General features: G+C 64.6%; 20 protein-coding genes and 1 pseudogene. 9 read left to right on the forward strand and 12 right to left on the reverse strand.

The window, feature by feature from the left end; genetic code table 11:
* Positions 1-80: 80 nt before the first annotated feature.
* The 4 genes and pseudogenes from BM186_RS18675 (at position 81) to BM186_RS18690 (ending at position 2,995) form a co-directional block, all read left to right on the forward strand.
* Positions 81-574 (forward strand): annotated as a pseudogene (locus tag BM186_RS18675) (HutD/Ves family protein).
* Between the two features lie 67 nt (positions 575-641).
* A complete protein-coding gene (locus BM186_RS18680) occupies positions 642-1,802 on the forward strand; it encodes a Na/Pi symporter (RefSeq protein ID WP_072424978.1) in 1,161 nt (386 codons plus the stop codon).
* A 19-nt stretch (positions 1,803-1,821) separates the two neighbouring features.
* On the forward strand, positions 1,822-2,049 hold the full coding sequence (locus BM186_RS18685; protein WP_072424977.1) for a hypothetical protein: 228 nt from the start codon (positions 1,822-1,824) through the stop codon (positions 2,047-2,049).
* Positions 2,050-2,053: 4 nt separating this feature from the next.
* Entirely contained in the window at positions 2,054-2,995 is a 942-nt protein-coding gene (locus BM186_RS18690; protein WP_074917318.1) for a PstS family phosphate ABC transporter substrate-binding protein, read from the forward strand.
* Between the two features lie 76 nt (positions 2,996-3,071).
* Here BM186_RS18690 and ppk2 read toward each other — a convergent pair whose 3' ends face one another.
* From ppk2 to bioB, 11 genes are all read right to left on the reverse strand, one after another.
* Positions 3,072-4,004 (reverse strand): polyphosphate kinase 2, encoded by a 933-nt coding sequence (gene ppk2, locus BM186_RS18695; protein ID WP_083431627.1) that lies wholly within the window; start codon positions 4,002-4,004, stop codon positions 3,072-3,074.
* A gap of 250 nt (positions 4,005-4,254) precedes the next feature.
* Positions 4,255-6,033, reverse strand: a complete 1,779-nt coding sequence (locus BM186_RS18700; protein ID WP_074917319.1) for an acyl-CoA dehydrogenase C-terminal domain-containing protein — start codon at positions 6,031-6,033, stop codon at positions 4,255-4,257.
* A gap of 166 nt (positions 6,034-6,199) precedes the next feature.
* On the reverse strand, positions 6,200-7,519 hold the full coding sequence (locus BM186_RS18705; RefSeq protein WP_394327908.1) for a GGDEF domain-containing protein: 1,320 nt from the start codon (positions 7,517-7,519) through the stop codon (positions 6,200-6,202).
* 115 nt (positions 7,520-7,634) lie between these two features.
* Positions 7,635-9,440, reverse strand: a complete 1,806-nt coding sequence (locus BM186_RS18710; protein WP_072424973.1) for a phenylacyl-CoA dehydrogenase — start codon at positions 9,438-9,440, stop codon at positions 7,635-7,637.
* Positions 9,441-9,610: 170 nt separating this feature from the next.
* Positions 9,611-10,348 (reverse strand): putative metalloprotease CJM1_0395 family protein, encoded by a 738-nt coding sequence (locus BM186_RS18715; protein WP_072424972.1) that lies wholly within the window; start codon positions 10,346-10,348, stop codon positions 9,611-9,613.
* A 54-nt stretch (positions 10,349-10,402) separates the two neighbouring features.
* Positions 10,403-10,702 (reverse strand): hypothetical protein, encoded by a 300-nt coding sequence (locus tag BM186_RS18720; RefSeq protein ID WP_072424971.1) that lies wholly within the window; start codon positions 10,700-10,702, stop codon positions 10,403-10,405.
* 99 nt (positions 10,703-10,801) lie between these two features.
* Positions 10,802-11,488: a dethiobiotin synthase gene (bioD, locus tag BM186_RS18725; RefSeq protein WP_074917321.1), complete on the reverse strand. Its 687-nt coding sequence runs from the start codon at positions 11,486-11,488 to the stop codon at positions 10,802-10,804.
* 59 nt (positions 11,489-11,547) lie between these two features.
* Positions 11,548-12,381, reverse strand: a complete 834-nt coding sequence (gene bioC / locus BM186_RS18730) for a malonyl-ACP O-methyltransferase BioC (protein WP_074917322.1) — start codon at positions 12,379-12,381, stop codon at positions 11,548-11,550.
* Positions 12,382-12,400: 19 nt separating this feature from the next.
* Positions 12,401-13,123: an alpha/beta fold hydrolase gene (locus BM186_RS18735; protein WP_074917323.1), complete on the reverse strand. Its 723-nt coding sequence runs from the start codon at positions 13,121-13,123 to the stop codon at positions 12,401-12,403.
* Positions 13,116-14,285, reverse strand: a complete 1,170-nt coding sequence (bioF, locus tag BM186_RS18740) for an 8-amino-7-oxononanoate synthase (protein WP_074917324.1) — start codon at positions 14,283-14,285, stop codon at positions 13,116-13,118. The genes BM186_RS18735 and bioF overlap by 8 nt, the downstream gene beginning before the upstream one ends.
* A gap of 88 nt (positions 14,286-14,373) precedes the next feature.
* Positions 14,374-15,432 (reverse strand): biotin synthase BioB, encoded by a 1,059-nt coding sequence (gene bioB, locus BM186_RS18745; protein ID WP_074917335.1) that lies wholly within the window; start codon positions 15,430-15,432, stop codon positions 14,374-14,376.
* Between the two features lie 196 nt (positions 15,433-15,628).
* Here bioB and BM186_RS18750 point away from each other — a divergent pair, with 196 nt between their 5' ends.
* From BM186_RS18750 to rarD, 5 genes are all read left to right on the forward strand, one after another.
* Positions 15,629-15,922, forward strand: coding sequence for a hypothetical protein (locus BM186_RS18750; protein ID WP_072424965.1), 294 nt, complete (start codon positions 15,629-15,631; stop codon positions 15,920-15,922).
* 43 nt (positions 15,923-15,965) lie between these two features.
* Positions 15,966-16,706, forward strand: coding sequence for a ComF family protein (locus BM186_RS18755; protein ID WP_074917337.1), 741 nt, complete (start codon positions 15,966-15,968; stop codon positions 16,704-16,706).
* A 61-nt stretch (positions 16,707-16,767) separates the two neighbouring features.
* The gene (locus BM186_RS18760) at positions 16,768-17,532 is read left to right on the forward strand and encodes a TOBE domain-containing protein (RefSeq protein WP_074917339.1); all 765 of its coding nucleotides are present in this window, start codon (positions 16,768-16,770) and stop codon (positions 17,530-17,532) included.
* A gap of 98 nt (positions 17,533-17,630) precedes the next feature.
* Complete coding sequence (locus tag BM186_RS18765; protein ID WP_074917341.1) at positions 17,631-18,605, forward strand: serine/threonine protein kinase; 975 nt, start codon at positions 17,631-17,633, stop codon at positions 18,603-18,605.
* A 271-nt stretch (positions 18,606-18,876) separates the two neighbouring features.
* Positions 18,877-19,770, forward strand: coding sequence for an EamA family transporter RarD (gene rarD, locus BM186_RS18770; protein WP_074917343.1), 894 nt, complete (start codon positions 18,877-18,879; stop codon positions 19,768-19,770).
* A 295-nt stretch (positions 19,771-20,065) separates the two neighbouring features.
* Here the strand turns inward: rarD and BM186_RS18775 are convergent, their stop codons facing one another.
* Positions 20,066-20,584, reverse strand: coding sequence for a glycine cleavage system transcriptional repressor (locus BM186_RS18775; RefSeq protein WP_074917350.1), 519 nt, complete (start codon positions 20,582-20,584; stop codon positions 20,066-20,068).

Genomic DNA, 20,584 nt, shown 5'->3' on the forward strand with positions numbered 1-20,584 from the left:
ATTCGTCGCCTCATGATCATGTATATACATTTGGAGAAAGCATGCCCTGCACCCTGCTCGACCTCGCCACCGCCCGCGTCATGCCCTGGAAGAACGGCGGCGGCGAAACCCTGGAACTGGCCATCGCTCCGGCAGGCGCCGGGCTGGAGGATTTCGCCTGGCGCATCAGCAGCGCGCGGGGCTGCGCCTGCAGCGGGGCGACGGCGGCGTCGAGGAGCTGCATGCCGGCGGCGCGGTGGCGGCGTTTGCTGGCGAGGAGGCGATCACCGCGGAGCTGGTAGACGGCCCGGTCGGCGACCTCAATCTGATGACTCGCCGTGGCGCCTGGCGCCATCGCCTCGCCCCGCTGCGGCTGCATGGGCGGCAGGACGTGGAGAACGATGCCGAGGTGATGCTGCTCTGGTGTCAGGCTGGCGCGAGCATCGAATGCCGGCTGGCGAATGGCGAAAAGCGGCTATTGGAAATCGGCCAGGGGTTGCTGCTGGAAAGCCTGCCCGGCCCGCTTGCGCTGCATGCCCAGCAACCCGCCCTGCTCTATCTGGCCTGGCTGTGGCGCGAGACCAACGGTAGCTGAGCGGTCATCAAACCTTAACCCCGCGCCGCCAGCATCGAGCCATTGCTGCCACTAGGGAGAATGGCCGATGACCGCCAATGCCGATGCCTTGACCGTCGAACCCTCGCTGCCGGCCACGCGCCAGTGGCTGTCCTGGTTGCTGGTGGTGGCGCTGATCTACCTGCTGCTGGCCGGCGTCGGCGCCATCGGCGACGGCTTCAAGGCCGCCACCGGCAACAACGCCCGCGAACTGTTCGCCTTCGCCACCAACCCGCTGGTCGGCCTGATGATCGGCCTGGTGGCCACGGCACTGATCCAGAGTTCCAGCACCGTGACCTCGATCATCGTCGGCATGGTCGCCGGCGGCCTGCCGATTCCCATCGCCATTCCGCTGATCATGGGCGCCAATATCGGCACCTCGCTGACCAGCACCATCGTCAGCCTCGGCCATATTCGCAGCGGCGAGGAGTTCCGCCGCGCCTTCTCGGCAGCCACGGTGCACGACGCCTTCAACATCACCGCGGTGGCCATCCTGCTGCCGCTGGAGCTGCTGTTCCAGCCACTGCAACGCTTGTCGGAATCGCTCGCCGGCCTGCTGGTCAGCGATGCCAGCGTCGACATGAAGAGCGTCAACTTCATGAAGACCCTGCTGTCGCCAGCCTCCGACCTGCTCGCGGGCAGCGTCAGCTGGCTGCCAGGCGCCGTGTGGAGCGGCGTCGCGCTGATCCTGATCGGCGTGGCGATGATCCTGTTCGTGGTCACGGCCATCGGCAAGGTCCTGCGCAAGGTGATGGTCGGCCGCGCCAAGGACATCATGCATGCCAGCGTCGGCCGCGGCCCGCTGTCGGGCATTGCCTCGGGCAGCGTGATCACCGTGCTGGTGCAGTCGTCCTCGACCACCACGGCGCTGATCGTGCCGCTGGCCGGCAGCGGCGTGTTCAGCCTCAAGCAGGTCTACCCCTTCACTCTCGGCACCAATATTGGCACCTGCGTCACCGCGTTGCTGGCGGCCACCGCGATCACCGGGCCAACCGCGGAGCTGGCCATGCAGATCGCCCTGGTGCACCTGCTGTTCAACCTGCTGGGCATCCTCATCATCTACGCCCTGCCCTTCCTGCGTGGCGTGCCGCCGATGATCGCCGAGGGCCTGGCCACGCTGGCGCAGCGCAGCAAACTCTACGTGGCTGCCTATATCGCCGGCGTGTTCTTTGCCCTGCCCCTGCTGCTGATCGGCGCCAGCCAGATCTGAGCCCTGCCAAGGAGTTGCCATGAGACGCGAACAGAGTCGCCACGAAACTCAGCAGCGCATCCACGAGCTGCGCGAAACCCTCAACGAGCTGGAGACGCAACTGGCCGGGATGGAAGCGCAGGAGCAGGCCCAGCACCAGCAGATCGATCACCTCGACGACTATATCGATGCCGTCGACACCAAGCTCAGCAGCCTGCAGCTGTTCTGGAACTCGCTTAAACAGGAATGGCGCAAGCCCAAGGCGTGATCCCATGACAACCCGACTCTCTCTCGCCAAGACCCTGCTCGGCGGCCTCGCCGTCAGCCTGCTCAGCGCCTGTGACGAGGCGCCACCGCTGACTTCGGCCGCGGCCGAGCTGCACATCGACGGCTCCAGCACGGTGTTTCCGCTGAGCCGCGAGGCGGCGCGACGTTTTGAGCGCACGGTCGGGGGCAGCCGTATCGCAGTGGACTTCTCCGGCACGGCAGCCGGCTTTCGCCGCTTCTGCGCCGGCGAGACCGACATCAGCAACGCCTCGCGGGAAATCAATGCCGAGGAACTGGCCCAGTGTCAGGCCAACGGCATCGACTTTCGCGTCGTGCCGCTGGCCATGGACGCCATCGCCGTGGTGGTCAATCCGGCCAATACCTGGGTCGATGCCATCAGCGTCGAGGAGCTGAAGAAACTCTGGTCGCCGGCCGCCGAGAAGAAGCTCAACAGCTGGCGCGACCTGCGTCCGGACTGGCCGGATGAGCCCATCGTGCTGTTCGGCCGCGGCCAGGACTCCGGCACCTACGACGTCTTCACCCAGGCCATAGTCGGTGCCACGCACAGCAGCCGGCAGGATTACCAGGCCAGCGAGGACGAGGAGTTTCTCGCCAAGGCCATCGCCGCGGAGCCCAATGCCCTGGGCTTCTTCGGCATCGGCGCCTACCACCGGCACTGGGACGAGCTGAAGCTGGTCGCCGTCGACGCCGGCAACGGCGCGATCTTTCCTACCCTGGAGACGGTCGCGCAGAACCGCTACCAGCCGCTGACCCGGCCGCTGTTTCTCTACGTCAGCCAGCGCAGTCTGGCGGACAAGCCGGTGCTGGACAGCTTCCTGCGGCACTACCTGGACGGCCTGCCCGGCTGGATTCACTTCACCGGCTATATGCCGCTGGCCCGCGACAGCTACCGCAGCAGCCTGGAGGCCCTGAGCAAGGCGCCCTGAGGCTGTCCCGCAGGGCGCCGCGAGGCTGCCTGGACAGCAGCACGCGCGGTGCGACCCTCCCCCATGACCGCGGAGGCTAGTAGCGCGACGGCACCAGCATGCTGTCCGGTACCGGCATGCGCAGATAGTCCGGGTTGTAGACCCGCGCCGGCAGTTGCACCTGTGCCCGCGGCACCGTCTGGTAGGGAATCTGACTGAGCAGGTGGGCGATGCAGTTGAGCCGTGCGCGCTTCTTGTCGTCGGCCTCCACCACCCACCAGGGCGCCTCGGGGATATGCGTGCGCTCGAGCATCACTTCCTTGGCCTGGGTGTAGGCCTCCCAGCGTCGCCGCGACTCCAGGTCCATCGGGCTCAGTTTCCACTGCTTGAGCGGATCGTGAATGCGCGCGAGGAAGCGGCGGTTCTGCTCGTTGTCGGTGATGGAGAACCAGTACTTGATCAACAGGATGCCGGAACGCACCAGCATGCGTTCGAACTCCGGCACCGAGCGGAAGAACTCCTCGTACTCGGCATCGCTGCAAAAGCCCATGACCTTCTCGACGCCCGCGCGGTTGTACCAGCTGCGGTCGAACAGGACCATTTCCCCGGCGGCCGGTAGGTGCGGCACGTAACGCTGGAAGTACCACTGGGTGCGTTCGCGGTCGTTGGGCGCGGGCAACGCCGCGACCCGGCAGATACGCGGGTTGAGGCGCTGGGTGACGCGCTTGATCACCCCGCCCTTGCCGGCGGCGTCACGGCCCTCGAACAGCACCACCACCTTGAGCTGGTTGTGCACCACCCAGTCCTGCAGCTTGACCAGCTCGCCTTGCAGGCGCAGCAGCTCGGAGAAGTAGGTGCGCCGCGACAGATCACCCGGTTGTAGCGGTACGCCGCCCTCGGCGCGGGCGATAAGGCCATCCATGCGCGCATCGTCCAGCTCCATTTCCAGTTCCTCGTCGAGGCTGTCCTGGAATTCGGCCTGCAGCAACTGCTCGTAGGCCTGTAACGAACTGTGCATCTGATCGGTCATGACCGCTCCTCGCTGACTGGATTGCCCGGCTGGGTCGCCCCAGGCTAGCGAGCAGCAATGACAGGGGCGTGAACGGCAAAACCCGCCATGTAGGGTGCGCCGCGCGCACCGGGGGGCTCACGGCTCTGCCCCGGATTGCATCCGGGCTACGAAGCGACGCGATATGGCATTGGTTGCACCTCGCACCAGAGGCCCAGAACGCAAAAGCCCCGGCACTGGGGCCGGGACTTTCGGGTGGTGCCGGAGGCGCTTAGAACTGCGCGGCGTCGAGCAGGTACAGCGACTCGCTACCGGCCTTGACCGACGCACTCAGCGAGTGAATGCGCGGCAGCAGGCGGGCGAAGTAGAAGCGTGCGGTGCCCAGCTTGCTGGCGTAGAACTCGTCCTGCCCTTCCTTGCCCAGCGCAGCCCTGGCCATCAGCGCCCACATATAGGCATAGGCGGTGTAGCCAAACACGTGCAGGTACTCCACCGACGCCGCACCGATCTCGTTGGGGTTGCTCTTGGCACGGTCCAGTACCCAGGCGGTCAGCTCATCCAGGTTCTGCACGGCAGCTGCCAGCGGCTTGCTGAACTCGTCGAGACTGGCATCGGCCGAGGCGACGAAGGCCTTGATCTCGTCGGCCAGGTGCTTGTAGTAGCTGCCGCCGCTGCCGACGATCTTGCGCCCCATCAGGTCCAGCGACTGGATGCCGTTGGTGCCTTCGTAGATCTGGGTGATTCGGCAGTCGCGCACCAGCTGCTCCTGGCCCCACTCGCGGATGAAGCCGTGGCCGCCGAAGATCTGCTGGCCATGCACGGTGGTTTCCAGCGCCATGTCGGTGAGGAAGGCCTTGGCTACCGGGGTCAGCAGCGCCACCAGCTCGTCGGCGCGCTTGGCGGTGTCCTTGTCCTCGCTGTACTTGGCGGTATCGAGCTGCATGGCGACGTAGCTGGAGAAGGCACGACCGCCCTCGTTCAGCGCCTTCATGGTCAGCAGCATGCGGCGCACGTCCGGATGCACGATGATCGGGTCGGCGGCTTTGTCCTTGGCCACCGGACCGGTCGGTGCGCGGCTCTGGATGCGCTCGCGGGCGTACTCGATGGCGCTCTGGTAGCTGCGCTCGCCCAGAGCCAGGCCCTGGATGCCAACGCCCAGGCGCTCGTAGTTCATCATGGTGAACATGGCATTGAGGCCCTTGTTCACTTCACCGACCAGATAACCGGTGGCGCCGTCGAAGTTCATCACGCAGGTGGCCGAAGCCTTGATGCCCATCTTGTGCTCGATGGAGCCGCAGCCGAGCGCATTCTTATCACCGAGAGAGCCGTCGGCATTGACCATGACCTTGGGCACGATGAACAGCGAGATGCCTTTCGGGCCCGCCGGCGCGTCCGGCAGCTTGGCCAGCACCAGGTGGATGATGTTTTCGGTCAGGTCGTGCTCGCCACCGGTGATGAAGATCTTGGTGCCGCTGATCTTGTAGCTGCCATCTGCCTGAGGTTCGGCCTTGGTGCGGATGATGCCGAGGTCGGTGCCGGCGTGCGGCTCGGTCAGGCACATGGAGCCAGCCCAGACACCGGCGTACATGTTCGGCAGGTACTGCGCCTTCAGCTCTTCGCTGGCGTGATTGAGGATCGACAGGCAGGCGCCGGCAGTCAGCATCGGGTACAGGCCGAAGGACAGGTTGGCCGAGTTGACCATCTCCTCGACCTGGGCGCCGATCACCTTGGGCATGCCCATGCCGCCGAACTCCGGCGAACCGCCAACACCGACCCAGCCACCCTCGGCGTAGGTCTGGTAGGCCTCGGGGAAGCCGGCCGGGGTCTTCACCGCGCCATTATCCCAGGAGCAGCCCTCTTCGTCACCGCTACGGTTCAGCGGCGCGATGCTGCCGGCAGTGACTTTGCCAGCTTCTTCCAGAATGGCACTGGCGGTATCGGCATCGACCACCTCGGCCAGGGCCGGCAGCTCGGCCCAGAGCTTGGAGACTTCGAAGACTTCATTGAGCACGAAGCGCATGTCGCGCAGGGGGGCTTGGTAATCGGCCATGACACATCCTCGGAAAAACGGACTTACGTGAGAGGACCGAGTTTACTTGAACAACTTTACAGACACATAGGGTCGTGTTGTGACCATTAATTCACTGCAGGTCACTAACTATCTGATTGACTGAGGGCAAGGAAAACCCCTGCTGACCGCTCGTCTGCCAGTGCAGCTATTCGCGCCCGGAGGCCAGCTTCACAGCCCCGCGACGCTGGCCAGCGCTACGGATGCAATTGCGCCCGGCCGCCTTGGCGCTATACAGCGCCTTGTCCGCCTCCTTGATGACTTCCTGCGGGCTGCGCTGCTCGGCCTGACGCTCGGCAACGCCCATGCTCACGGTCACCGACACCTCGCTGGCGGCCTTGCCGGCCCGGCGCTGCTTGCCTTCACGGTCATCACGCGGGCGGCTTTGCGGATCACGCAGTTGCATGCGGTACTGCTCGATGGCCAGACGCACTGCCTCGATGTGCGGCAGGGATTGCTCCACGCTCTTGCCGGGAAACAGCAAGGTGAACTCCTCACCGCCATAGCGGTAGGCCTTGCCGCCACCGCCAACCTTGCGCAGCTGACCGGCGACCAGGCGCAGCACCTGGTCGCCGACATCATGGCCGTGGGTATCGTTGAATTTCTTGAAATGATCGACGTCGACCATGGCGATCACATACTCGCGCCCCAACCGCTGCAGGCGCTCGTTGAGCGCCCGCCGCCCAGGCAATCCTGTGAGCTCGTCACGGAAGGCCATCTGGTAGGCCTCGTGCGCCACGGCAGCCACCAGCATGAGCATCACCATGCTGATCATCACCTGCAACGCGTTGGCCAGGATGAACACCTGCGGCAACATCCACAGCAGACCGCACAGCCCCACCAATTGCGCCGCATGCAGCGGCCTGGGCTTGCGCAGGTACTGCACTGACAGAGCGATGAAAGCGAGCAGGAACGCCAGATAGACCAGTTGTGCCAGGTTCATCCAGGCGCCGTGCAGCGACGGCCAGTGAATCTGTGCCAGCCAGTCGGCGATACCCTGTGGGTAACGGCGCGCCAAGCCGAAAGCCACTGCGCTGACTGCCAGTAGCACCAAGGCGCGGGCGAGCATGTCCTGCGCCAGGTGCGAGCGCTCCTCCCAGCAACCGTAGAGGGCGTAGAGCAGCGGCAGCAACAGGCAGATCAGGTGAAAGACCAGAGCCGCATCGTCGCGTATCTGGCCATTGTCACGGAAGTGATCGACCTGGATATCCAGCAGGAAGTAGCCGACATACAGCGCCAGCAGCAGAAACACCTCGCGCTGACGGCCATAGACCAGACAGAACGCACCGCCGAGCAACAACAGCAGCGTCGGCAATACATTGAACAGGGAGATGAAGAACTCGCTCAGCACTGGCAGCAGAGCAGCCACGATCCCACCGGCCAGCAAAGGCAGCGACGAGAAGAAGTGACTGAGGCGCAAATTGGCCGGACGGATCACGCTGACATCCTGGGCGAGAGATGAAGGCATTCTGCCTGCTTCGCCTGTTGAAAACAGCGACAGGATGCGACATTCCCTTCAGTACCCGGCGCAAAAACGACAACGCCGCCCCGAGGGGCGGCGTTGCGGTTCAACCGATCAGGACTTAGAAGCCGAGCGCGAAATGCTCTTCATCCATCTCCATCAGGTTGTTGGCACCGGACAACATAGCTTCGACGTGCGCGCGGGTGCGCGGCAAGATACGTGCGAAGTAGAAGCGCGCGGTCTGCAGCTTGGCCTTGTAGAAGGCCTCGTCGTCAGTACCGGCAGCCAGCTTCTCGGCAGCCAGACGCGCCATGTCGGCCCAGAAGTAGGCCAGGCAGGCGTAGCCGGAGTACATCAGGTAGTCCACGGAGGCGGCACCGACTTCCTCGCGATCTTTCATCGCGGCCATGCCGATCTTCATGGTGATGTCGCCCCACTCCTTGTTCAGCTTGGCCAGAGGCTCGACGAATTCCTTGACGGAGTCGTTGCCTTCGTTGGCCTGGCAGAACTTGTGCACGATCTTGGTGAAGTTCTTCAGGGCGCCGCCCTGAGTCATCAGCACCTTGCGGCCCAGCAGGTCGAGCGCCTGAACGCCGGTAGTGCCTTCGTACATCATGGAGATGCGGCAGTCGCGCAGGTTCTGCTCCATGCCCCACTCGCTGATGAAGCCGTGGCCACCGTAGATCTGCATGCCGTGGGAAGCGGCTTCGAAGCCCACTTCGGTCATGAAGGCCTTGGCGATCGGAGTCAGGAAGGCCAGCAGTTCGTCGGCGGCTTTCTTCTCTTCTTCGTTCTGGCTGTGCTGAACGATGTCCACCTGCTTGGCGGTGAAGTAGACCATGGCACGGTTGCCTTCGGCGAACGCCTTCATGGTCAGCAGCATGCGGCGTACGTCCGGATGCACGATGATCGGGTCAGCGGCTTTTTCTGGTGCTTTCGGGCCGGTCAGCGAACGCATCTGCAGACGCTCGCGAGCGTACTTGATGCCACCCTGGAAACCGACTTCGGCATGGGCCAGGCCTTGCAGCGCGGTACCCAGACGAGCGGTGTTCATGAAGGTGAACATGCAGTTCAGGCCCTTGTTGGCCGGGCCGATCAGGTAGCCGGTGGCGCCGTCGAAGTTCATCACGCAGGTGGCGTTGCCGTGGATGCCCATCTTGTGCTCGATGGAGCCACAGGAAACGGCGTTGCGCTCGCCTACGCCGCCTTCGGCGTTGGGCAGGAACTTCGGCACGATGAACAGCGAGATACCTTTGGTACCAGCCGGTGCATCGGGCAGGCGGGCCAGAACGATATGGACGATGTTGTCGGCCATGTCGTGCTCACCAGCGGAAATGAAGATCTTGGTGCCGGAAACCTTGTAGCTGCCGTCGGCCTGCGGTTCGGCCTTGGTACGCAGCATGCCCAGGTCGGTGCCGCAATGCGGCTCGGTCAGGCACATGGTGCCGGTCCATTCGCCGGAAACCAGTTTGGTCAGGTAGGTGTGCTTCTGCTCGTCGGTACCGTGAGCACCAATGGTGTTCATCGCGCCATGGCTCAGGCCCGGGTACATGCCCCAGGACCAGTTGGCCGAACCGACCATCTCGCTGATGGCCAGGCCGAGGGATTCCGGCAGCCCCTGGCCGCCGTGCTCGACGTCATGGGCCAGGCTCGGCCAGCCGCCTTCGACGAACTGCTGATAAGCCTCTTTGAAGCCGGTCGGGGTCTTCACGCCGGATTCGCTCCAGGTGCAGCCCTCGGTGTCACCCACACGGTTCAGCGGCGACAGCACCTGCTCGCAGAACTTGGCGCCTTCTTCGAGGATGGCGTCGACCATGTCCGGAGTGGCGTCCTGGCAGCCAGGCAGGCTCTGGTAGTGCGCTTCATAACCCAGCAGTTCGTCACGAACGAAACGAATGTCACGCAAGGGGGCCTTGTAGTCAGGCATAACGGTAAACCTCTGCGGTGGATTCCTAGTAGTTGGGGGTGACCGTCTTGGCGGTCGCTCTCGGGATCACTCCCGGCTGCCTGGCCACGAGGCTGCGGCCGAAGCAATCAAACAGGCGTTTGAAACATACGTTTACGCCACCCCCTTGTCAAGCGCTGCCAATCGGCCGGCTACGCGACCAGATCGATGCGAGGCTCCGGCGCTGGCAACTCACCCAGACGCCGATACAGATCAAGATTAGGCGCTGGCGGTAAAGCCTGCTGCGACTGCTCGGCGGGCTGCTCATCCGCTTGCCTGGCTTCTTCACGTGCCTTGCGCTGCTCGACGGCGTTGGTGGCTTCCTCTCGCCGCTGCTCGGCCAGTTCAACGCGCGCCTGCGCCGCCTGCGCCTGAGCCAGAGCAGCTACACGCAGGTCCTGCGGGGAAGGTTCGATGGGTGCGAGTGCTGCGCGCAGGACGATTTCCATCTTGCGCAACGTCGCTTCGGGATCATTGGGGATTGGAGCGGTATCGATGCTGACTTCGCCGGAAACGGCGTAACGCTGCCCATCAGGACCGCGCTTGAAACTGTAGGTGGGCGCACCGGCGTATTGCCCACCAACGGCCGCGTGCGCCTGCTCGTGGGTGCGCACCTCGCGGTCACGTTGCACGAGATCGGCGATTTCCAGCTGCTGCTGGCGCTGCTCCCGGGGACTTGGCTCGGGCTCGCCTGCTGGCGTCGATGAGTTGGCGTCGCGATCCGCCTCCTCTCGACCGGAGGCAGCGGAGTCGGCCTGTTGCTCCTGTGGCGCGGCGACAGGCGCCTGGTCGGCACGGGCAATATCAGGGGAAACATCGGACGACAGCGGTCTCGCCGAACTGGCGGACGGCGCGGGAGTGAAAGGTGGCAGACTACTGCCGATCTGCATGAGCGCCCTCCTGCCCCGCCGCTGGCCGCATTCGCGCGGCCGGGATGAGACGACTTAAGCGCGGGTATCGATCAGGGTGCCCAGGACCTCGTCAGCCGTGTCGACGACACGCGCATTGGCGCGCACTTCGTTTTCACCGACACGCAGGGCGACGAGGCTTTCAGTCAGGTCGGGACGGCTACGCTCGGCAATCTGTGAGCTCGGGTTGACCTGATTCTGCGGCGGGGTCTGCGTGGCCTGCTGAGACGGGTTGATGGTGTTGCTGGCGATATCAGCGGCTGCCTGTTCGACACGGCGTTGCCCGGCCTGAATACCGTTCAAACCCGAATTGAATGCATTGGCGGAGATTTCCATCAGCAGCCCCCTGAGGGATGTAGAACCTAATGGCAGGTATTGAAGCAGAAAACGGCTAAAAAACGTACAGGCAAAAGGCTATGGTCACTTTACTGTTTATTACCAGTCTGCCAACAACTCGAGATTGAGGTGCTCCGCCACCGCCGCAGCCGTCGCTTTGCCCAGGTGCGGCACACGCCCCAGGCAAGGCGCTGGCAGCCGCTCGCTGAGGGTGGCGAGATTGTCTTCCAGGCGTGAGGTCTTAGGCTCGACGATATTGGCCACCCAGCCGGCCAGCCTGAGTCCGTCGCGCTCGATGGCTTCGGCACTGAGCAATGCATGGTTGATGCAACCCAGGCGCACACCCACCACCAGAATCACCGGAATGCCCAGCGCCATCGCCAGGTCTGACAGGTTTTCCTCGCCGGCCAGCGGTACACGCCAGCCGCCTGCGCCCTCCACCAGAGAGAAGTCCGCGCCCTTGGCCAGGATCGCCCGTACCGGCGGCAGCAAGCTGGCAACATCCAGTTTGACGCCCACTTCGCGCGCCGCCAGGTGCGGGGCAATGGCCGGCTCGAGGGCCAGCGGGTTGACCTCGTCATAGCGCAGCGGCAACGAACACTGGGCGAGCAAGGCCAGCGCGTCGTCGTTGCGCAGCCCATCGGCGGTTCGCATGCAACCGGAAGCGACCGGTTTGGCCGCTGCGGTGCTCAGACCCTGCTGGCGAGCCGCATGGAGCAGACCAGCGGCAATAGTGGTCTTGCCGATTTCGGTATCGGTTCCGGTGACGAAGTAGGCTTGGGTCATCTGATCCACCGTGGCAGCGAGTTCTGCTCGCGAAGCTTGTTGGCGAGCGCGGCTCGTTCCTATGAAGGTTTCTGTAGCACGCCGAACACCACCTGGTAGGTTGCCGGCAGTCCTTGAGGCTGACGAAAACGCTCGTAGGCCTCGATCAGCGCACGAATGCGTGAGCGCCCGGTCAATCCGCCCGGTCGCCCCGGATTGAGGTTATGCGCGCCGAGCTCCTTGAGCGAGGTGGTCAGGCTGCGCAGATCCGGGAAATGCAGCACCTCGGCCTGACGCTGTAGCGTCAGCGGCTGCAAGTCACTGGCCGCGCACAGCTGCTGGTAATCCTCGAAGCGGCGAAAACGATTGACGTGGACGAAACCATCGACCGCCAGCCAACTGTCACGCAGCTCCTGCAGGGTACCGACGCACAGGCTGGAGAACGCCAGCACACCACCGGGGCGCAACACCCGCTGCGCTTCGCTCAGCACACGCGGGAAGTCAGCACACCATTGCAGCGCCAGGCTGGAGAACAACAGCTCGACGCTGTCGCTTTGCAGCGGCAGAGCCTCGGCATCGCCAGCGATGAAATGTGCAGCACCGCCCTGCGGGCGGGCGTGGCGCAACATGCCCTCGGCGATATCCACAGCCAGCCCTTCGCCTGGTGCATAACGCTTGGCCAGGGCGCGGGTGAAATAGCCCGTGCCGCAGCCCAGGTCCAGCCAACGACGCGGCTGCAGCGAGGCCGGCAAACGCGCCAACAGCTGCGTGCCGACGTTGCGCTGCAACTCGGCCACAGCATCGTAGCTTTCCGCCGCGCGGGAAAAGGACGCCGCGACTTGACGCTTGTCCGGCAACGCCGCATCACCCTGGGGTGCGCTGTGCGCACCAATGGATTGGTAAAGCGGGTCCATGCCATGTACCCCACGCAGCTCAGACATCCTTGGCCTCGCGGATGAAATCGAGCATCAAGGCCGCCAGAGCATCCGCCTGGTCAAGTACGAAGGCGTGACCACAATCTTCCAGCACGTCCACCTCACCCGTTGGCAACAGCGCCAGCAGCGCATCACCCGCCGCAGCCGGCACCAGCGCATCCTGCTCGGCCAGCAGGTGCAATTGCGGCCCGGTGAAAGCCGCCAGCGCCGCGCGATTATCCAGACTCGCCAGCAAGCGCAGCCCGGCCAACAAGGATGGCTCGTCGCTGGACGGCAGATGGTTCTGCAGCTGTCGTGACAGACCGCGCGTGTCGGCGCAGCCTTGGGCGCAGAGCATGGCGAAACGCTTGAGCGTAGCGCCGGCGTTCTCCTGGCAGCCCTCATAGAAGGCTGCGTAAGTCTGCGCCGGCATTGCCGTCGGCCAGGTAGCGCTGGCGACGAAACAGGCGTTACTGGCCAGGGTGATCAGGCCACGACAACGCTCGCCGCGACGTGCCGCCAGGGCAGCGGCCAACATGCCGCCGAGCGACCAACCGGCCAGCCAGCAATCATGTGGCAAACGCGTATCCAGCTCGTCGAGCCAATCGGCCGCTGCCGCACTGCTCAGGCGCGGCAAGGCCGACACCTGTACCTGCATATCGCCACCCAGCGCTTGGGCCAGCGGTTGCAGCAAGGCGCCGTCCAGGCCCCAGCCCGGCAATAGAATCAGCGTCTCACGCATCGGTCTGCACCTGCGGCCAGCACTCGGCAAGCGCTTCGAGCAGCAGCTCGAGCTGCGCATCGCTGTGCGCAGCGGACAGCGTCACGCGCAAGCGGGCACTACCAGCAGGCACGGTCGGCGGGCGGATGGCGCCGACCAGCAGGCCGCGATCCTTGAGCAGCGACGAGAGTTTCAGCGCCCGCGCGCTGTCGCCCACCAGGATCGGCTGAATCGGCGTGGGGCTGTCCATCAGGCTCAGGCCGATTTCGGCGGCGCCCTGACGAAAGCGAGCGATCAACCGCTGCAAGTGTTCGCGACGCCAGCTTTCACTGCGCAGCAGTTCCAGGCTCTGCAGCGTGGCGCAGGCCACCGCTGGCGGCTGACTGGTGGTGTAGATGTAGGGGCGGGCGAACTGGATCAGCGTCTCGATCAGCTCCTCGCTGCCGGCGACGAAGGCGCCGGCGGTACCAAAGGCCTTGCCCAGGGTGCCGACCAGCACCTGCACGTCATCCTGGCCCAGACCGAAGTGCTCGACGATGCCACCGCCGGTGGCGCCCATTGGGCCGAAGCCATGGGCGTCATCGACCATCACCCAGGCCTGCGTGGCGCGCGCCTCGGCGCACAAAGCCGGCAGATCGGCCAGATCGCCGTCCATGCTGAACACGCCATCGGTGACCACCAGACAGTTGCCCGTAGCCTTGCGCAGGCGGTTGGCCAGGCTCACCGCATCGTTGTGCAGGTAGCGCGAGAACCGCGCGCCGCAGAGCAGGCCGGCATCGAGCAGCGAAGCGTGGTTGAGACGATCCTGAATTACGCTGTCGCCCTGGCCAAGCAGCGCGGTGACGACCGCCAGGTTGGCCATGTAACCGGTGGAGAACAGCAGAGCACGTGGCCTGCCGGTGAACTCGGCCAGTGCTTCTTCAAGTTCATGGTGCGGCGTGCTGTGGCCGATCACCAGATGCGAAGCACCGCCACCGACGCCCCATTTTTCCGCGCCCTGCTGCAGGGCGCGAATCACCTCGGGGTGGTTGGCCAGGCCGAGATAGTCGTTGGAACAGAAGGCCAGCAGCTCCTGATCGTCCGCGCGCACCTGCGGCCCCTGCGGGGTCTGCAGCAGCGGGCGTTGGCGGAACAGATCGGCGGCCTGACGCTCGGCCAGGCGGCTAGCGAGATCGAAACTCATGCACGTTTCCCGTAGGAGCGAGCGTCGCGAGCGAAAAACCAGGGCAGGAGGTCATTCGCGAGCAGAGCTCGCTCCTACATAAAAGGAATCAGGCCGAAGCGGCGTTGTAGAACAGCTTGGAATCGCGCTGCTCGACCAGCGCCTGCTCGATGGCCGCCTGGTGCACCTCATCGGCATGCTCTTCGCGCTCTTCGGGTTTGATGCCGAGGCGCTTGAACAGGGCCATGTCCTTGTCCGCCTGCGGGTTGGCGGTGGTCAGCAGCTTCTCGCCGTAGAAGATCGAGTTGGCGCCGGCCATGAAGGCCAGGGCCTGCATCTGCTCGTTCATCGCCTCGCGGCCAGCAGACAGGCGCACATGGGATTTCGGCATCATGATGCGCGCCACGGCCAGGGTGCGGATGAAGTCGAACGGGTCGACGTCCTTCTCCTCGGCCAGCGGCGTGCCCTTGACCTTGACCAGCATGTTGATCGGCACGCTTTCCGGGTGCTCCGGCAGATTGGCCAGCTGGATCAACAGCCCTGCACGGTCGTCCACCGACTCGCCCATGCCGAGGATGCCGCCGGAGCAGATCTTCATCCCCGCCTCGCGCACGTAGGCCAGGGTTTGCAGGCGTTCGCCGTAGGTGCGGGTGGTGATGATGTTGCCGTAGAACTCCGGCGAGGTATCGAGGTTGTGGTTGTAGTAGTCCAGCCCCGCTTCGGCCAGCGCCTGGGTCTGCTCCTGGTCGAGACGGCCGAGGGTCATGCAGGTTTCCAGGCCGAGCTTCTTCACGCCTTTGACCATTTCCAGCACGTAGGGCATGTCCTTGGCGGACGGGTGCTTCCACGCTGCGCCCATGCAGAAGCGCGTGGAGCCGATGGCCTTGGCCTCGGCGGCGGCCTCCAGCACCTTCTGCACCTCCATCAATTTTTCCTTGTCCAGGCCGGTGTTGTAGTGGCCGGACTGCGGGCAGTACTTGCAGTCTTCGGGGCAGGCGCCGGTCTTGATCGACAGCAAGGTCGACACTTGTACGCGGTTTGCATCGAAGTGCTGGCGATGGACGGTCTGCGCCTGGAACAACAGATCATTGAACGGCTGCTCGAACAGCGCGCGAACCTCGGCGAGGCTCCAGTCGTGGCGGGTGGTGATTGCAGCGGTTGCGCTCATCTGAGAAGTCCTTCGACGCTTGGTGGCATCTGTTGTCAGGCCCACAGGGGGCATTCAGGCTTTGGTCATCATATGTGGCGATTGGATGCTGTCAACCACGACAAAGGCACGGGTTTACATCTGATCAAATAACAATCAATAGAACTTATGTCATGGCACAAGGCCAAATGCTTACCCCTCCCACAGGATGTTCTGCATGCAGGTTGAAGGTTTCTTCGAAGGGCTCGGCGAAGCGCTGGGCCGTGCCATCCGTTTCATCGTCGACATGCTGTCCGGCGTGCTGGGCGCCATGGCCGATGCCATCGACGACTTTCTCCATGGCCTGGCCAGGGCCATTGGTATGGACGTGTCGATTTTCAGCATCATCCTGCTGATCATCGGCCTGCTGTTTCTGTTCAGCGGCGCTCGTTCGCTGTTACGCGGCTCGATCATCGGCGGGGTGATCTGGCTGTTTCTCGGTCTGATCGTAATGGGCTGGCTCATCCGCTGACGCTGACTAAACTTCAGGCACCACTGCTCATGGACGAGCTGCCATGCCTCCGTGTGACCTCACCGTTCCGCAACGCCTTGCCTGGTTACGTCAAAGACGCCATTGCCAGCTCTGCGACGAAGCCACCGATCACCCCACGCACAGCATCTGCACGGCTTGCGAATCCGAACTGCCCTGGCTCGGGGCTCATTGCCAGATCTGTGCGGTGCCATTGCCGGCACACGGCATGATCTGCGGCGCCTGCCAGAACAAGCCGCCAAGTTTCAGCCGTGTGGAAGCGCCCTGGCGCTATGCCTTTCCCGTCGACAACCTGATCACCCGCTTCAAGCATCAGGCGCAATGGCCGCACGGTCGTCTGCTCGCCGAGCTGCTGGCCGAACACCTGCGCCATGCCTTCGATGAGGGCCTGCCCCGCCCCCAGGCGCTGCTGCCGGTGCCGCTGGCCCGCAAGCGCCAGCGTCGACGCGGATTCAATCAGGCACAGATGCTCGCCGACTGGCTGGGCGCCAGCCTGAAGCTGCCGGTGCAACATGAATGGCTCCAGCGCCGCGTCGATACACCCGCACAGCAAGGGCTGGATGCCGCAACGCGCAAGCGCAATCTGCGTCAGGCCTTCAGCCTGGACCTGCAAGCCAAGGTCACTGGCGCTCATCTGGCGCTGGTCGACGACGTGCTCACCACCGGTGCCACGGCGGGCGTGCTCGCCCACCTGCTGCGTCGCGCCGGCGCCCTGCGCGTCGATGTGTATTGCCTGGCCCGCACGCCACGACCGGGCGATGGCTGACTTGACGCGCCAGGCACAGTCACGCACCGTGCCCAACATACTCCCTGGCCACGCCTGACTCATGTCGCAGCTCGATTCCATCGCCCAATTGCTCAGCCGCCGCCCGAAACGCCTGGCGCTGCTCGAGCAGATCGCCGAACAAGGCTCCATCACCCGCGCTGCCAAGGCCGCCGGGCTGAGCTACAAGGCCGCCTGGGACGCCATCGATGAGCTGAACAACCTGTCCGAGCAGCCCCTGGTCAGCCGCAATGTCGGCGGCAAAGGTGGCGGTGGCGCACGCCTGACCCCCGCTGGCGAGCGCCTGCTGGCACTGCAACAACGCCTGCAGGCGCTGCAGGTGCAACTGCTGCAGGCCGCCGGTGACGACGCCGACCTGGAGCTCCTCGGCCGCCTGATGCTGCGCACCAGCGCGCGCAACCAACTGACCGGCCGTGTGCGCGCGATTCACGCCCATGGGCACAACGATCTGATCGACATCGAACTGCCCGGCGGCAGCCGGCTGCAGGCGCAGATCACCCATGACAGTACGGAAAACCTGCAGCTGAGCGAAGGCAGCAGCGTGGTCGCGCTGATCAAGGCTGGCTGGCTGGAATTGCAACCACTACAGACTCCCCGTGCAGAACAGCACAACGCACTCGAAGGCCGTATCGAACAGATTCTGCCGGCCAACGACGGCCCCAGCGATGTGCGCATCAGTCTGCCTAACGGTCAGACCCTGTGCGCCCTGCTCGACTCCGCTCGCCTGGCCGAGCTGGGCCTACGCGTCGGCGATCCGGTGCGCGCGCAGTTTGCCGCCAGTCAGGTGCTGCTCGGCACACAGCTATAGGGCGGGTGCACCCCGCTAATAACGCCAACGGCGGGTTACACCCGCCCTAGGTTTAGCGCAAGCCGGTAGACTGGGCGCCCACTCACGCGGAGTCGCTCATGAGCCATCCTTTTTCCACCCTCACCCCGGATCTGGTGCTCGATGCCGTGGAGAGCCTTGGCTACCTCAGCGACGCCCGCGTATTGGCACTCAACAGCTACGAGAACCGCGTCTATCAAGTCGGTATCGAGGACGAAACGCCGCTGATCGCCAAGTTCTATCGCCCGGACCGCTGGAGCGATGCGGCGATCCGCGAGGAGCACAGTTTCAGCGCCGAGCTGGCCGAGCATGAGGTCCCGGTGGTAGCGCCGCTGGAGCGTGATGGCGAGACGCTGTTCGAGCACGGCGGCTTCCGTTTCGCCCTGTTCCCGCGCCGGGGCGGTCGCGCACCCGAGCCGGGCAACCTGGATCAGCTGTACCGCCTCGGCCAGTTGCTTGGACGCATGCACGCCATCGGCGCCAGCCGTCCTTTCGCTCATCGCGAAACCCTGGCGGTGGACAACTTCGGCCATGCGGCCCTGGCCTCCCTGCTCGACGGCGGCTTCGTGCCGCGCAGCCTGCTGCCCGCCTACGAGTCGGTAGCGCGCGATCTGCTTGCCCGCCTCGATGAACTGTTCGCCCGCGTGCGCTATACGCCGATTCGCCTGCACGGCGACTGCCACCCAGGCAACCTGTTGCACCGCGACGACGCCTTCCATGTCGTCGACCTCGACGACTGCCGGATGGGCCCTGCCGTGCAGGATCTGTGGATGATGCTGGCCGGCGAACGCCATGAACGCCTTGGCCAGTTGGCCGAACTGGTCGACGGCTATCAGGAGTTCCATGATTTTGCCGCCCGCGAGCTGCCGCTGATCGAAGGCCTGCGCGCCCTGCGTCTGATGCATCACAGCGCCTGGATCGCCCGCCGCTGGGACGACCCGGCCTTCCCCCTGGCCTTCCCCTGGTTTGCTGGCGAGCGCTACTGGGGCGATCAGATTCTGTCGCTGCGCGAACAGATGGCCGCACTGGATGAAGAGCCGCTGCGACTGTTCTAAGGCGCCATCTCGATGCCGTCAGGTAGGGTGCGCCGTGCGCACCGCGGACTACCCAGGCGGCTGCAAGGGTCAGCCATCTCCCAGACCAGCGCGAGACTGATCACCAGGCAGCGCAGCGCGCCGACCGATACAGTTGCACACGCCGCGTAAAGTTTGCCTTACGAATTTGCCGGCACTTCGGTATACGGAAAAAGCTGAACGAACAGACAAGGCGGCGGACAGAACGCTAGAATTTCGCGGCAACCGTTAGCTGCCTAACCAAGGATTCTCGATGGCTACCGCCAACCCGCAACGCGGGTACGTTCTGGGCCTTACCGCCTACATCATCTGGGGCCTGTTCCCGCTCTACTTCAAAGCCCTGCAAAGCGTCCCGGCGATGGAGATCATCGTGCACCGCGTGCTCTGGTCCGCGCTGTTCGGTGGCCTGCTGCTGCTCGTCTGGAAGCACCCTGGCTGGTGGCGCGAGCTGCGCGACAATCCCAAACGCCTGGCAGTGCTGGCCGGCTGCGGGCTGCTGATCGCGACCAACTGGCTGGTGTACGTGTGGGCGGTAAACAACGACCGCATGATCGAGGCCAGCCTGGGCTACTACATCAACCCGCTGATCAACGTGCTGCTCGGTCTGCTGATTCTCGGCGAGCGCCTGCGCCGCCTGCAATGGCTGGCGGTCGCCCTGGCTGCGCTGGGCGTGCTGCAGCAGCTTTGGCAGGTCGGCAGCCTGCCCTGGGTGTCGCTGGTACTGGCGCTGACCTTCGGTTTCTACGGGCTGATTCGCAAGCAGGCGCCCGTGGCAGCACTACCCGGCCTGGTGGTGGAAACCTGGCTGCTGGTGCCGGTAGCGCTGGCCTGGCTGGCTCTGCACCCTGCGGCGATGAGCAGCCAGGCAAGTTTCTGGACCAGCAGCGAAGCACTGTGGTTGGCCGCCGCCGGGCCGATCACCCTGGTGCCGCTGGTGTGCTTCAACGCCGCGGCTCGGCATCTGCCCTACACCACGCTGGGCTTCCTGCAATACCTGGCTCCGACCCTGGTACTGCTGCAAGCCATCCTGCTGTTCGATGAGCACTTCTCACCGAGCACCCTGCTGGCATTCGCCTGCATCTGGGCCGGGCTTTTTGTATACAGCCTGGATATCTGGCTGAACCTGCGCAAGCGCGCCAACGCTTAACCCGGCGGTGCGCACGGCGCACCCTACGATTCCGCGCAGAGCATCCTTGTAGGGTGCGCTGCGCGCACCGGCTTCTCTTTCACTGAACAAAAAATATCCATCCACCGCCAGGCCGCGCCAGCCTTGGGGCGGCGCCTGTCACCCCCGGCTTATCCACAGATCCATCCCCGGCATTTGTGCACAAGACATTGATCCTGTTGAACTTTTAGCCAGCCAATGAAAAACCCCGGGGCACTAAGCTGTGCGCCGGGGTTCCCCAGTTTATCCACAGGCTGATCCACCTATACCGGGGATATCAATCCTCGGCGCGCAGGTTCAGCTCCACCATCAGATCGTCGGCCAGGGTCTCCAGACGCGCCTGCAACTGCTCCAGGGGCAGCGTCTCCGGCACGGCCAGCAGCGCTTCGGCGGTGAACAGCAGTTCGCCGCTCATCGGCGCCGGCGCCACTTCGGTCAGCAGGTTCTCCAGGTTGACGCCCTGCTCGGCCAGCACGCGGGTGATGTCGCGGACAATACCGGGGCGGTCGTTGCCCACCAGCTCCAGACGAATCGAGGTGAAACGCCCACCCGGCTCGCTACCGCTGGCCGCCAGCTGCACGCGGATGCCCTGGGTGCTCAGCGCTTCCAGGTCCTTGATCAGACCGCCGTGCGCCTCGGCCGGCACGTCTACCCGCACGATCCCGGCGAACTGCCCGGCCATGCGCGCCATGCGGCTCTCCAGCCAGTTGCCGCCGTGCGCGGCGACACAGCCGGCCAGACGCTCCACCAGGCCGGGCTGATCCGCGGCAATCACTGTCAATACCAGATGATCCAT

Source organism: Ectopseudomonas toyotomiensis, assembly GCF_900115695.1.
GTDB lineage: Bacteria > Pseudomonadota > Gammaproteobacteria > Pseudomonadales > Pseudomonadaceae > Aquipseudomonas > Aquipseudomonas toyotomiensis.